Consider the following 14,040-nt stretch of genomic DNA (forward strand, 5'->3'; position numbering starts at 1 on the left):
CTCATTTGATCATCCGGAACCCTACACCTAGATACTTTGACAAAAAATAAAAATGTAGATATTTTTAGATGAAGCTCGACACGACTTTCTAGCCAGCCAAGAGGTTTGCAATGACTGCTCTGACCCCAATCTCCCAATTTGTTACAGATGGCTTCACCCTGACCCGCTCTCAACAGTCCCCACGCTTGATGACCTTGACCTTTGAGGAAAAGACCGTCAGCGCATTCCTCGAAGCTGTAGCCCAGTGGCCGATCCAAGCATTGGAATATAAGTCGATGCTGCGATTCCGCGTGGCCAAGCTATTGGATGATCTATGTAACAATACGCTTCAGCCGTTATTGGTCAGTGTGATGGTTGATCGATCCACAGGGGGGCTACTGGTGACCCCGGAGGGGCTCGATCGAGTTGAGCAGGCCGATGAGATGGTTAAATTTGCTACTGCTGTAGCGCACTGCTTCGGACGCTCCAATTTCGATGCCATGAGCGGTCAGTATTATGCGCGTTTCGTGGTTCAAAACGTCGATAACTCAGACAGTTACTTGCGCCAGCCGCACCGCGTTATGGAGCTGCATAATGATGGAACTTTTGTTGAGCAGGACACTGATTATGTGCTGATGATGAAGATTGATGAGCAAAATATGGAGGGCGGTAACTCGCTTCTGCTTCATCTAGACGATTGGAAGGACCTGAATCGCTTTTTCAGTCATCCTATGGCCCGCCGAGAGATGCGTTGGTCTTCGCCTCCTAGCAAAAATGTTGGTCACGATGTCTATCATTCGGTTTTTGATATAGATGCAGAAGGTCGGCCGGTGATGTCTTATATCGATCAATTCGTGCAGCCCCGCGACTTTGAAGAGGGGAATTGGTTGACTGAAATGTCGGAATCCCTAGAAAGCAGCGAGGCACGCCTTTCAGTGCCAGTACCAGTGGGGAGCTTCCTGCTCATTAATAATCACTTTTGGTTGCACGGCCGGGATCGCTTCACCCCACACCCTGACCTGCGCCGAGAACTGATGCGCCAACGTGGTTACTTCACTCATAAGCAGACGTTAGCCAATCCTAAGCATACCTGAGAGGCTATTTTTAAAGCACTTTAGGAACTCACGTGTCGCCAAAGAAGACCGGCAGGCCGCCTTGCTTGTCGGTTGTGTGATGCATTTACGTATCGATTTAGGCAATCTGAAGCGGGGGCTCGGTGTACGACTTCATCATCATCGGCGGAGGCATCCTCGGCATGTCTACCGCCATGCAACTCATCCGGGCCTATCCCGACCATAAGATGCTCCTCGTCGAGAAGGAGAGCGGGCCGGCCCAGCACCAGACCGGTCACAATAGCGGTGTGATTCATGCCGGGGTGTACTACACGCCGGGCAGTCTCAAGGCGCGTTTCTGCCTGGAAGGCAATCGTGCCACCAAACAGTTCTGTGACGAGCACGGCATCGCATACGATGAGTGCGGCAAGCTGCTGGTCGCCACCAGCGATCTCGAGATGCAGCGCATGCAGGCCCTGTGGGAGCGTACCGAGGCCAACGGCCTGGAGCGCTATTGGCTAAGTGCGGATGAGTTGCGTGAGCGCGAACCTAACATTACCGGCATGGGCGGCATCTTCGTCCCCTCCAGCGGTATTGTCAGCTATGCGGAGGTTGCCGCCGCCATGGGCCGTGAGTTCGAGGCTGCGGGGGGTGAGATTCGCTGCTCCACCCCGGTGACGGGCCTGGAGGAGCGTAGCGGTGAGGTCGTCGTGAAGACCGGTCAGGGCGAGTTCACTACCCGCCATCTGGTGTCCTGCTCGGGTCTGATGGCCGATCGTGTGGTACGCATGCTGGGCATCGAACCGGACTTCACGATCTGCCCGTTCCGCGGTGAGTACTATCTGCTGCCCCCGGAGCATAACCGCATCGTCAATCACTTGATTTACCCCATACCCGACCCGTCGATGCCGTTTCTCGGTGTGCATCTGACGCGCATGATCGACGGTACCGTCACGGTCGGCCCCAACGCCGTACTGGCCTGGAAACGCGAGGGCTATCGCAAGAACGACTTTTCGTTGTCCGATACTATGGCGATGCTGACCAACCCAGGTATTCGCAAGGTGCTCAAGACCAACCTGCGCCCAGGGCTGATCGAGCTGAAGAATTCGCTGTACAAGAAGGGCTACCTGGCAGAGGTCCGCAAGTACTGCCCGAGCCTGACATTGGACGATCTCAAGCCCTATCCCGCCGGGGTCCGGGCCCAGGCGGTGTCCAACGACGGCAAGCTGGTCGATGACTTCCTGTTCGTCAATACCAAGCGCACCGTGAACGTATGCAACGCACCTTCACCGGCAGCGACCTCGGCGATTCCCATCGGTGAACATATCGTCGCACAGGTGAGGGCGCAGTTGGGGGATAGCTAGAATTGGTGATGTCTACCATGCCGAGTCTATCCAGGACGTCGGCATGGCAGCCTAAAGGGGATCATCCGATACGAGGCGGCTCTAGCGTTTGCTTGATCTGTTCAACGAGTTCTTTGAGGCGCGGGCCAAGATTCTCTATCAGAACACGATGGCTTAGGCGCAATGACGAGCCACCGCAGTTGATGGCCATTATCTCGGCACCTTCCTCAAGAATCAGGGGCATAGCAACTGCGCTGATCTCGCTTTCCCAATCTCCCTGCGAAAGACAGAACCCGTACGTAGCATAGTCCCCAAGCGATCTCTGAATTGACTCCTCAATGGCCGGCCAATTATCGGGATCGCGTTGTCGCATCTCATTCATCAATTGCATGCGTCGTTCAGAGGGGATACCACAAAGCCAAGCGCGACCGATGGCTGTAGTAGCCATAGGGATACGTGAACCTGTCTCGAGACGCATCAATAGCGGCCCGCTACCCTGACACACTTCGATATAGGTCATCGACAGGCGGTCTGCAGTGCCCAAGGCGATAGCACAATCGGTAGCATCGGCTAAGCGTTGCATATGTGGTCGTGCTATTTCGCGAATCCCCATGCTGGCCAAGTACCGATAGCCTAACGTGAGCACACCTGCCCCTAAACGGTATTTTTCTAAACGTTCGTTGTGCTGCAGATAGCCGAGCTGTTTGAGTGTATAAGTGAGGCGCGAGACGGTAGGACGTGGAATACCGGTCCGACTGGAAAGCTCAGCGTTGCCTAGATACTCCTCACCGGCACCGAAGGCCCTAAGCAATTCGAGTCCACGCGAGAGCGCTGTGACGAAATTTCGGTCCTTGGCAGCGGCGTCCTGCTCCTCCTCAAAAGAGATAGATTTATTCATATGCGCTCCCAAGAGCAAAATAAAATAGTAACTTGCAGAATGAAATCAAGTATCGCACAACTGCTACTGGGGAGAGCAAATGAAAAACGCCCGCTTTGACGGGCGTTTTTCATTGATAGCGGCAAAGTTACTCGCAACGCTCTATCACCGCGGCAATGCCTTGGCCGACACCAATACACATAGTCACCAGAGCGTAGCGGCCACCAGTTGCTTCTAATTGTCGCAGTGCAGTTAGCGCTAGGCGAGCCCCTGAGGCGCCCAGAGGATGACCAATTGCAATGGCTCCGCCGTTAGGGTTCAGGCGGCTGTCCTCGGGAGACAACCCCAGTTGTTTAACACAGCCCAGCACCTGTACCGCAAATGCTTCATTGATTTCGATCAGGTCCATCTGGTCCAGCGACAGACCTGCACGTGCAAGGGCCTTCTCACTGGCCGGCACTGGCCCCAACCCCATCACTCGTGGGGGAACCCCCGCAACGGCCCCCGATAGAATGCGTCCACGCGGCGCCATACCTGCCTTCTCGCCAGCTGCAAGACTGCCTACGATCATCGCTGCAGCACCATCATTGAGCCCAGACGCGTTTCCTGCTGAGACCACACCATTCTCGAATAACGCCGGCAAGCGGCCAAGCTTTTCGACATCGCTGCCGGGTCGTGGATGCTCATCCTCTTCTACTAGCCTGGGCGGCTGCTTGCGGCCTTGGGCAACCTCGACCGTTAACAGTTCCTCATTATAGAAGCCTTTTGCCAATGCTTCGGCGTAGCGTGCCTGTGAGCGTGCGGCATAGGCATCGGCAGCATCTCGACTGATGCTTAGATCATGCGCCACGTTGTCCGCAGTCTCCGGCATGCTGTGGCTACCATATTCTTTGGTGATCCATGGGTTAGGAAAGCGTGAACCAATCACCGTATCGTACAGAGGCTGATTTCGCGCATAGGCAGAGTCGGCTTTTCCCAGCACATAAGGTGCGCGGCTCATGCTCTCGACACCACCGGCCAGAAACAGCGCACCCTCATCACAGCGGATGGCTCGAACGGCATCAAGGATCGCTGCCAAGCCGCTACCGCACAGACGGTTGATAGTCTGGCCAGCTACCTCGACCGGTAGGCCCGCCAGAAGCGCCGCGTGGCGAGCAACGTTACGTGAATCCTCTCCTGCCTGATTGGTGCAACCAGCAAGGACCTCTTCATAAGCATCGGCGGCGAACGCATTACGATCAATCAAATGCTTCAGAGTTAAACCCAGCAGGTCATCTGGACGTACCCCTGCGAGCGCGCCGCCATGGCGACCGAAAGGAGTGCGAATACCGTCATAAAGGTAAGCGTCTTGCATGATAAGCTCCGTGTTTTAACGAACTATTAGGCGCTGGTAACGTTCAATGGGATACCCAGGCGAGCACGACGGCGTAGCCAAGGGCTCGGCCGGTAACGTGGATCACCAGTAGCGGCCAGCAAATTTTCCAAAATGGTTAGGATGCGCTGTGAGCCGTAGTGCTCTCCCATGGCCAGCGGGCCCCAGGGATAACCCAGGCCTAGCTCGACTGCACGGTCAATGATCACTGGCTCGGCAACACGCTGCTGAGCGATATCGGCGCCAACGTTGACGATGCATGCCACCACACGCTGTAGCACAAACCCGGTGCTGTCATTAATCACGCTGACGGGCTCTCCATCATAGGAAAACAGTGCATGAGCTGCATCGCGTACCACAGCGAGGGTCGCGGGGCTGGTCATGAGGCAGCGACGCTTATTGAGACCAGCAAGCATATCTACAGCAACGCAACGTGACGGGTCGAGTTGCTGACGCAGGGCACAGTCAGTGGTGTCTTCGCCATAAGGTGTCAACAAACAAAGTGCCTTATCACTGGGAACATTGCCTGCTTCTAGTTCCCAGCCAGCCGCTTCGACCATACGGACCAGCGCCCGGTTAGCATTTGTGTCCTCGGCACTAATCCACACTGGAATCGGCTTGGCGCTCGGAGCTGTAGGCTCCTCGGGCAACACCGCTTGTCCATTATCGTAGCGATAGAATCCTTCTCCACTCTTGCGGCCCAGCAGGCCAGCAGCTAGACGTTGTCCTGTCAGTGGTGAAGGGCGAAAGCGCGGCTCTTGGTAGTATTGGTGGTAAATCGATTCCATCACTGAGTGCGAGACGTCCAGGCCAGTTAAGTCAAGCAGTGTGAATGGGCCCATCCGGAAGTCACCCTGATCCTTCAGCAGGCGGTCGATAGTGACATGGTCTGTAACACCTTCCGAAAGTATTCGTAAGGCCTCAGTACCGAATGCACGTCCGGCATGATTAACCAAGAACCCTGGGGTATCAGTGGTCTTTGCAGTGAAGTGCCCGAATCGTTGACCTAAGGCTTCGGCCGCCTCGGTCACCTCAGGATCAGTTTTCACCCCTGGAATGACCTCAACGATTTTCATTAAAGGGACGGGATTGAAGAAGTGAAGGCCAATTACTCGCTCTGGACGTGCGCAGGCTGAGGCTATCTCGGTGACTGACAGTGATGATGTGTTAGTAGCCAGAATGGCGTGCTCAGCGAGAATTTGTTCGAGTTGCTTGAATAGGGCCTGCTTGGCGTCCACGCGCTCCACGATGGCCTCAATGACTAGATCACACTCGGCCATGGTTTCCAGTGTTCTTGCTTCCTCGAGCAAGCTGATCATTTCGTCGGCACGGGCCTGGCTGAAGCGCTGTTTCTCAACGGCGCGTGACCAGAGTTTGCTTATGAATGCCTGGGCTTCACTAACTGCGGCTTCACGCGTGTCGTGCATCTTGACTCGCAGGCCCGCTTCAGCAGCAATCTGCGCAATACCGCGTCCCATGGCGCCGGTGCCAATAATCCCAATGGTGGTGATGGGCTTGCTCATGACCTAGCGTGCCTCCTGTTTGTTTCGCATTGCAAAACTTGATTCTGAATATTGACGGTCATCATAGGCTGTGCAACAGTGCATCGCAAGATATGCGAAAGACGGTTTCGCAAAGCAAAACTAAAGTCGAAGACCACCAGCGCAAATGCTTCTTTAAGCTTTAAGAGACCAGACAAGAAAACAGCGAGGACCCGCCATGATTCGAGATCAGGAACTGCTGGATCAGTTATTGGATACGATTTCACGCTTCGTACGTGAGCGTCTGATTCCCAATGAGGCCCGCCTGGCCGAGGACGATGCGGTCCCCGCCGAGATTCTCGAGCAAATGAAGGAAATGGGGCTGTTTGGCTTGTCGATTCCTGAAGAGTTCGGCGGCCTCGGCCTGACCATGGAGGAAGAGGCGCTGGTAGCGATGGAGATTGGCAAAACGTCTCCGGCATTTCGCTCAGTTTTTGGCACCAATAATGGTATCGGTGCCCAAGGAATCTTGATCGATGGTACGCCAGAGCAAAAGGCTAAGTATGTACCGCGCTTAGCCACCGGCGAAATTATCAGTTCATTCTGTCTTACCGAACCTGACTCTGGTTCCGACGCAGCCAGCTTGCGCACCACCGCAATTCGTGACGGAGATCACTACATACTCAACGGCACCAAGCGCTTCATCACGAATGGCCCCGAGGCCGATCTTTTCACTGTGATGGCTCGCACCGATCCAGATAATAAAGGTGCGGGAGGCATTAGTGCCTTCATTGTTGAGGGAGACACCCCTGGCATTCAGCGTGGCCCGGCTGATATGAAGATGGGCCAGAAGGGAGCACATACTTGCGACATCATCTTCGACAACTGCCGCGTGCCGGCTGAGAACATTATCGGCGGGCGAGAGGGCCAAGGCTTCAAGACCGCGATGAAAGTGTTAGATCGAGGCCGTTTGCATATCTCAGCGGTATGCGTGGGAGTGGCCGAGCGCCTGGTAGAGGAGTCGTTGAACTTCGCCATGGAGCGCAAACAGTTCGGGGTTCCCCTATCCGAGCATCAACTGATCCAAGCGATGCTCGCTGACAGTAAGACCGAAGCCTACGCCGGACGTGCCATGGTCATGGATGCCGCGCGGCGCAAGGATGCAGGCGAGAATGTTTCGACGCTAGCATCGTGCGCCAAACTGTTCTGCGCCGAGATGGTTGGCCGTGTCGCTGACCGCGCAGTACAGGTCCATGGTGGTTCAGGTTACATGGCTGAGTATGCTGTCGAGCGCTTCTATCGCGACGTACGGCTGTTTCGCATATACGAAGGGACTACCCAGATCCAGCAGCTGGTAGTTGCGCGCAATATGGTACGGGAGGCGCAATAATGCAGCTATCTCACCCCTACCAGGCTGCAGACGAACGGATCAATGGTCGTTGGGCCAGTGAGCTGATAGCAGAATTGCCTGAACGGTTAAGCACCCGGGTGCTCGAATTGGCCGAACGTCAGCCGCAGCAGGAAGCCATCGTCGATGGTGAGGTGCGCTGGAGCTATGCCGAACTGGCAGAGGAGGTACGTTCCGCTACCGTCTGGTTGGACTCCCTGGGTGTGCGTCCAGGCGACCGCCTGATGACAGTGAGTGAGAACTGCCGCGCGCTAGTGGTGCTACTACTGGCAGCGAGCGAGATGAATGCTTGGCTGGCGATCGTCAATTCTCGCTTGTCGGCCAAGGAGATCGATCAGATCCGCAACAATTGCGAACCAAGGCGCATCTTTTATACCACTGCCGCATCGCGCGACGCTGCCGCACATGGCGTGAGACATGGTGCAGAGACCTTCCAGCACACCAGTCTCGGCGAATTGATGATCAGCCCGCTTGCCGATACGGTCACCGAGCCGGTACATCCCAGCGGTGCCAAACAGGTCGCGGCGATGATCTATACCTCGGGCACCACTGGCACGCCTAAGGGCGTGATGTTGACCCACCGAGGCATTCTCTACATCGCTTCGATCTCAGGTGGCATGCGCCACCTCTCTCAAGGACAACGCGTCTACGGCGTGCTGCCTATGTCTCATGTATTTGGCCTAGCCTCAGTGTGCGTGGGCTCATTATACAACGGGGCCTGCCTCTATCCGGTACCGCGCTTCGAAACACCCGCGCTACTGAAAGCGCTGGTTACAGAGCGTATTACCGTGCTTCAAGGGGTACCGGCAATGTACGCACGCGTGCTCGAGTATCTCAAACAGGAAGGCATGGCACTGGAAGCCCCGGCTCTCATTTACATCTCAGCTGGCGGATCGCCACTGGATGGCGATCTTAAGCGCCGCGTGGAGGCAGCCTTTGGGCAGACGCTGCACAACGGCTATGGTCTTACCGAGGCCAGCCCGACAATTAGCCAGACACGCATTGACGACACGCCAACCAACACGACCGTAGGACGCGTATTACCCCTGCTCGAGTACCGCCTCGAGCCGCTGGGAAGTACCGATGCCGAGGCTCCGGAGACCGGCGAGCTATGGGTGCGTGGCCCTAACGTGATGCGTGGCTATTTTCGACAGCCGGAGGCTACCCGCGCTTGCCTTGATAATGAGGGCTGGCTAAACACTGGCGACATCGCGCGTGTTGATGCTAGCGGTGAGTTGCATATTGTTGGGCGTAGCAAAGAGTTGATCATTCGCTCCGGCTTCAATATCTATCCACCAGATGTCGAGGCGGTAATCAATGAGCATCCCGAAGTTACGCTGTCGGCAGTGGTCGGTCGCCAAGTGGCCGGCAATGAAGAAGTAATCGCATTCGTTCAGTGTGAGCCTGGCGCTGCGCTGAGCGAGGATGAATTACGAGCCTTCATCGCCGAGCGCGTGGCGCCTTACAAGCGTCCATGTGAAATTTTCTTAGTCGATGCACTCCCGGCAACCGCTACCGGTAAGATCTTGAAGGGGCGTCTTCGCCAGCAGGCGCAGGAGGATCGTTCCCATGGCTGAGCCAACAGCAACCGAATTGCTATCGCCCGATGTGCCCGATGCCGGCGAGCCGTTCGGGTACCAGCGTTTGCTGGGCATGCGCATCACTGAATGGCAAGAAGACTATGCCGTCATTGAACTCGTTATTGGTGAGCAACATCTTAACCGCAGCGGCATTGTTCACGGCGGCGTGCTCACCTCACTTTTGGATACTGCTCTGAGCCTCGCTGGTCTCTACTGTCCTGAGCCGGGGCAAGTGCGAAAGGGTATGACGCTTTCGCTGACCAGTACCTTCATCGCCCCGGCGCGCAGTGGTGTATTGCGTGCTATCGGACGCCGTCGCGGGGGTGGCCGGTCAACCTTCATGTCCAGCGGCGAAGTGCTAGACGCCGAGGGAAACGTAGTAGCCATGGGTGAGGGCACTTTTCGTGTACGCCGCGCCAGTCAGTCGCAAACAGGTGAGCCGGCATGACCGGCGCTACGCCGATTCCCAAACCTCACTATAACTGGCGTGACACGCTGCTATCCCGGCAGTTAGGCACTCGGCTACCGATCATGGCAACCGGGTTACAGTGGCTGGCCAATGCCGAGTATGTCGCCGCGGCGGTGGATGCCGGTATGATGGGCTTCATTTCAGCGGCGACGTTCTCCGATACCAGTGCCCTACGTGATGAGATCCAGCGCTGCCGTGAGCTTCTTAATGGACGCGCTTTCGGCGTCAACGTATCGATGCTCCCCAAGCTGTTACCCGGCGATCGCACTGATGAGATCATGTCGCTGATTGTTGAGGAGCGCATCGCTGTCGTCGAAACTTCGGGGCGCGACCCATCGCCCTACGTCGCCGCTCTCAAGGCAGGAGGGTGCAGCGTAATACACAAAGTGCCCCAGCTACGACACGCACTGAAGGCCGAGGCTGCAGGTGTTGACGCCGTAATCCTGGTGGGAGCCGAGTGTGGTGGCCATCCCGGCGAATCGCCGATCGGGACCATGGTGCAAGGGGCGCTGGCCGCGCGCGCCTTGACGATACCCTTTGCCTTGGGCGGGGGTATCGCCACTGGCGAGCAAATCGTCGCGGCACTGGCGTTGGGCGCCTCGGGGGTGGCCATCGGTACGCACTTTCTGGTTTCTGATGAGATCCCTGCCCATGCTAAGTACAAGTGCCGCCTAGTCGAAGCCCAGCCAGGGGATACAACTCTGATCATGGCGTCGTTGCGCAACTCGATGCGAGTACTGCGCAACGACACTACCGCGATGGTAGAGGCGCTCGAGGGGCAAGGCATCAATGATATCCAGCAATTAATGCCGTATGTGCGTGGCAGCCTGGGTAAGGCCGCCTATGCCAGCGGTGATTGGCGGCAGGGCGCGCTATCGGTTGGCCAGGGTGTTGGGCTAACGGCACGTAGTGCACCACTTGCCGATATTGTCGCCGAGCTCGAAGCCGAAGCAGACACCGCGCTGGCTAGGCTGAGTAATATAATGGAGCCTTCGTGACTCTGCGCACCGGTGCCCGTCTGCTCGGCACAGTAATGTTGGCCACATTGGTTGGCTTGGTGCTAGATAATGCTTGGGCGCACGGGCTAGCTGGGCTGCTGCTGATCGGTTATTTGATATCTCAGTGGGGGCGCCTATCGCGCATGGCGATGGGTCTGCTGTTATTCGCTGCCATGACCACACTGGTTGCGTTATGGCGTGTTGATGACGTTTGGCCATTGCTCAGCGAAGCGATGGGACGTTTTGCCTTCTTTGCTACCTTTGTTGCCGCCCTGAGCCTGCTACGCTTACCAGCCTATCGCTCGCGCCTGGTGCGACAATGTAGCCAGGCGATGCTGCATCAGCCGCCGGCGCGGCGTTACCCTATCCTGTCGCTCGGCTCAGGGTTGTTCGGTGTGATTCTTAATATTGGTGTTCTCAATCTATTCGCTGGAATGATCGAGAAGAGCAATACCTTAGCCGCGGCCGATGGCAGGGAGTGGGTCCAAAAAGCTCGTCAGCGACGCATGTTGATGGCATTGCTGCGTGGTTTTTCGCTGGCGCCGCTGATCTCGCCGATGGGAATCGGTGTCGCGGTGATTCTTGCTAGCATGCCATCGGTGCAGTGGCGGGAATTGGCACCTTACTCATATGGCGCAGCCATAGTCATCTTCCTAGGGGGCTGGTTGGTCGACCAGCTCACGGGACCACATCCGCCGCGTCGCTCTCCATCCTCCTCAGCCCCTTCGCTGTCCCCGCTGCGGCGCTTTTGCGTGCTACTGCTGGGCATTGTGTTGCTGGTTTTCTCGCTAGCTTATCTGCTCGATGTACGTCTACCCATCGCAACCCTGGTCGGTGCTCCCTTGGCCTCATGGTTGTGGCTGGCCTGGCAGCGTCGAGGGATGAAGGGGTGGGGGTTAGTGCCGGCCGCCATCACTTTTCATCGCCAACTGCCGTGGCTGCTGGGGCCATTGGGTAGTGAGGTGGTTGTATTGGGTTCGGCGGGTTATGTCGGCCACTTGTGTGTGGCGCTGATCGACCCACAAACATTGGTGGATCCACTGGGCTGGCTGGCACCGCTGGGTGCCTGGAATGCTGTCATCGCCATGCTCTTGGTGCTTATTACCGCCCAGGTAGGGCTTAACCCCATCGTGAGCGTTACTTTGCTGGCCGGGTTGCTCCCCGCGCTAAATATTCCCGGGTTACCTCCGCCCTTGATCGGCGTGTCGCTGATGGTGGGCTGGTGTCTGGCATTAATGTCATCGCCACTCACCGCGTCAATGTTAATCCTTTCGCGTTTCTCCGGCGTATCGTCGTGGCGTATCGGTTATCGCTGGAATGGCGCCTTCATGCTCGGCGTGGTTCCGGTGATGGCCGCCTGGTTTTTGCTCACCAATCAATTCTGAATAAGCACTCATAAATTCCACTATACAGAACAAATAATGCTTATCTGCCTTCCAGAGTACAGGCAATCCGATTGTAGTCCTTTGGTATAGGCAGCAACCGCAGTGCTTGACGCCATTGTGCTAACGATTCTATCGTTTTTTCAAAGTACGAAATGTAATTTCGCATAGAGAAACAGCTGTAGTGGGAGTCGTTCATGAAAATCCTCGTCGCGGTCAAACGCGTCATCGACTACAACGTCAAGGTCCGCGTCAAGGCGGATCACTCCGACGTCGACCTTACCAACGTCAAGATGGCCATGAATCCGTTCTGCGAGATCGCGGTGGAAGAAGCGGTTCGCCTAAAGGAGAAGGGCATAGCGACGGAAGTCGTCGCTGTGACCATCGGGCCCAAGGCCGCCCAGGAGCAGTTGCGCACCGCGCTGGCGCTGGGGGCCGACCGGGCTGTTCACGTGTCTACCGACGAGCGCGTCGAGTCACTGGCGGTCGCCAAGCTGCTCAAGCGAGTGGTCGACGAGGAGCAACCGCAACTGGTGATCCTCGGCAAGCAGGCCATCGATACCGACAATAACCAGACCGGGCAGATGCTTGCCGCCCTGACCGGCTGGGGGCAGGGTACCTACGCGTCGAAGGTGGATATCCAGGACGGCACCGTCAACGTGACCCGCGAGATCGACGGCGGCCTGCAGACCGTGGCGCTCAAGCTGCCCGCCGTGGTCACCACTGACCTGCGCCTCAACGAGCCGCGCTACGCCAAGCTGCCCGACATCATGAAAGCCAAGAAGAAGCCGCTCGACACTAGAACCCCCGAGGAGCTCGGTGTCGCTATTGCCTCGCAGGTCACCCAGTTGCAGGTCGAAACCCCAGCCGAGCGCAAGGGCGGCATCAAGGTCGGCTCGGTGGACGAGCTCGTCGATAAACTCAAGAATGAAGCCAAGGTGATCTCATGAGCGTATTGATTCTCGCCGACCATCATGACGGTCAACTCGCCGGCACCACGGCTCATGTGGTGGCGGCCGCACAACAGATTGTCAAGGACAGCGGTGGCGACATCGACCTGCTGGTAGCGGGTCAGGAGGTGCAGAGCGTGGCCGAGCAGGCCGCGAAGCTTGACGGCGTGAACCGTGTGCGCATCGTCGACCATACGGTCTATGCTCATCAGCTTGCCGAGCCGCTGGCCGATCTGCTGGTGCGTCTCGCCGATGACTATAGCCACGTGCTGGCCAGCTCCTCCACCACCGGCAAGAACGTGCTGCCGCGGCTCGCCGCGCTCAAGGACGTCGCCGCCATTTCCGACATCCTCGATGTGGTGAGCGCCGATACCTTCAAGCGACCCATCTATGCCGGTAATGCCATTGCTACCGTGCAGAGCGCCGATCCGCTCAAGGTGCTTACTGTGCGCAGCACCGCCTTCGATGCCGCTGGCGAGACTGGCAGTGCCGCCATCGAAGCGGTCGATGCCACGGTCGACAATAGCCTGTCGAGCTTTGTCGACGAGCGGCTCGAGCAGAGTGAGCGCCCTGAATTGAGTGCGGCACGGGTAGTCATCTCCGGCGGTCGCGGCATGGGCAATGGCGAGAACTTCAAGCTGCTCGACGGTATCGCCGACAAGCTGGGTGCAGCAATCGGGGCCTCGCGCGCGGCGGTGGATGCCGGTTTCGTGCCCAACGACATGCAGGTGGGGCAGACCGGCAAGATCGTAGCCCCTGAACTGTACATCGCGGTGGGAATCAGCGGGGCGATCCAGCACCTGGCGGGGATGAAGGACTCCAAGGTGATCGTGGCGATCAACAAGGACGAGGAAGCACCGATCTTCCAGATTGCCGATTACGGTCTGGTGGGCGATCTGTTCCAGATTTTGCCCGAGCTGGAGAGGTCGCTATAGAGATGATCGCTACCTGCTCTCCGATAGCTAATAACAAACGAGCAAGCGCCGACATGGCGCGGTAGCAGGATACGTTTCCTGCCCCAACGACTTGGGCTCCCGCGCAAGTCATCCCCAGCATGATGCCTTCATACCTACTCCGCTGCCGAATCGGCAGCGGAAGGGCACCGTGCGCTTAAAAAAATGTAACTATTCAGGTCACGCTGCCTGATCC

Annotated in this window: 12 protein-coding genes; 9 read left to right on the forward strand and 3 right to left on the reverse strand. The window is 57.1% G+C overall.

Annotation, left to right across the window (positions count from 1 at the left end):
- The first annotated feature begins 110 nt into the window (after positions 1-110).
- Positions 111-1,073 carry a glutarate dioxygenase GlaH gene (gene glaH, locus CCD76_RS17820; protein WP_087720857.1) on the forward strand — a complete coding sequence of 321 codons (963 nt, stop codon included), beginning with the start codon at positions 111-113 and terminating at the stop codon, positions 1,071-1,073.
- A gap of 122 nt (positions 1,074-1,195) precedes the next feature.
- Complete coding sequence (lhgO, locus tag CCD76_RS17825) at positions 1,196-2,395, forward strand: L-2-hydroxyglutarate oxidase (RefSeq protein WP_087720859.1); 1,200 nt, start codon at positions 1,196-1,198, stop codon at positions 2,393-2,395.
- A 61-nt stretch (positions 2,396-2,456) separates the two neighbouring features.
- Here the strand turns inward: lhgO and CCD76_RS17830 are convergent, their stop codons facing one another.
- The 3 genes from CCD76_RS17830 to CCD76_RS17840 all read right to left on the reverse strand — a co-directional run bounded on the left by CCD76_RS17830 (position 2,457) and on the right by CCD76_RS17840 (position 6,146).
- Positions 2,457-3,272: an IclR family transcriptional regulator gene (locus tag CCD76_RS17830; protein ID WP_087720861.1), complete on the reverse strand. Its 816-nt coding sequence runs from the start codon at positions 3,270-3,272 to the stop codon at positions 2,457-2,459.
- Between the two features lie 127 nt (positions 3,273-3,399).
- The gene (locus CCD76_RS17835) at positions 3,400-4,605 is read right to left on the reverse strand and encodes a 3-oxoadipyl-CoA thiolase (RefSeq protein ID WP_087720863.1); all 1,206 of its coding nucleotides are present in this window, start codon (positions 4,603-4,605) and stop codon (positions 3,400-3,402) included.
- Between the two features lie 26 nt (positions 4,606-4,631).
- A complete protein-coding gene (locus CCD76_RS17840) occupies positions 4,632-6,146 on the reverse strand; it encodes a 3-hydroxyacyl-CoA dehydrogenase (RefSeq protein WP_087720865.1) in 1,515 nt (504 codons plus the stop codon).
- Between the two features lie 196 nt (positions 6,147-6,342).
- On the opposite strand from CCD76_RS17840, the gene CCD76_RS17845 reads away from it, so the two are divergent.
- From CCD76_RS17845 to CCD76_RS17875, 7 genes are all read left to right on the forward strand, one after another.
- Entirely contained in the window at positions 6,343-7,494 is a 1,152-nt protein-coding gene (locus CCD76_RS17845) for an acyl-CoA dehydrogenase family protein (RefSeq protein WP_087720866.1), read from the forward strand.
- Complete coding sequence (locus CCD76_RS17850) at positions 7,494-9,089, forward strand: class I adenylate-forming enzyme family protein (RefSeq protein ID WP_087720868.1); 1,596 nt, start codon at positions 7,494-7,496, stop codon at positions 9,087-9,089. The genes CCD76_RS17845 and CCD76_RS17850 overlap by 1 nt, the downstream gene beginning before the upstream one ends.
- Positions 9,082-9,540 (forward strand): PaaI family thioesterase, encoded by a 459-nt coding sequence (locus CCD76_RS17855; protein ID WP_087720869.1) that lies wholly within the window; start codon positions 9,082-9,084, stop codon positions 9,538-9,540. The genes CCD76_RS17850 and CCD76_RS17855 overlap by 8 nt, the downstream gene beginning before the upstream one ends.
- On the forward strand, positions 9,537-10,559 hold the full coding sequence (locus CCD76_RS17860; protein WP_087720871.1) for an NAD(P)H-dependent flavin oxidoreductase: 1,023 nt from the start codon (positions 9,537-9,539) through the stop codon (positions 10,557-10,559). Before CCD76_RS17855 ends, CCD76_RS17860 begins: the two co-directional genes overlap by 4 nt.
- Entirely contained in the window at positions 10,556-11,944 is a 1,389-nt protein-coding gene (locus CCD76_RS17865; RefSeq protein ID WP_256961373.1) for a hypothetical protein, read from the forward strand. The genes CCD76_RS17860 and CCD76_RS17865 overlap by 4 nt, the downstream gene beginning before the upstream one ends.
- 194 nt (positions 11,945-12,138) lie before the next feature.
- Positions 12,139-12,891 carry an electron transfer flavoprotein subunit beta/FixA family protein gene (locus CCD76_RS17870; RefSeq protein ID WP_087720872.1) on the forward strand — a complete coding sequence of 251 codons (753 nt, stop codon included), beginning with the start codon at positions 12,139-12,141 and terminating at the stop codon, positions 12,889-12,891.
- Positions 12,888-13,826 carry an electron transfer flavoprotein subunit alpha/FixB family protein gene (locus tag CCD76_RS17875; RefSeq protein WP_087720874.1) on the forward strand — a complete coding sequence of 313 codons (939 nt, stop codon included), beginning with the start codon at positions 12,888-12,890 and terminating at the stop codon, positions 13,824-13,826. Before CCD76_RS17870 ends, CCD76_RS17875 begins: the two co-directional genes overlap by 4 nt.
- Positions 13,827-14,040 lie beyond the last annotated feature (214 nt).

This window comes from Salinicola salarius (genome assembly GCF_002179555.1).
Lineage (GTDB): Bacteria > Pseudomonadota > Gammaproteobacteria > Pseudomonadales > Halomonadaceae > Salinicola > Salinicola salarius_A.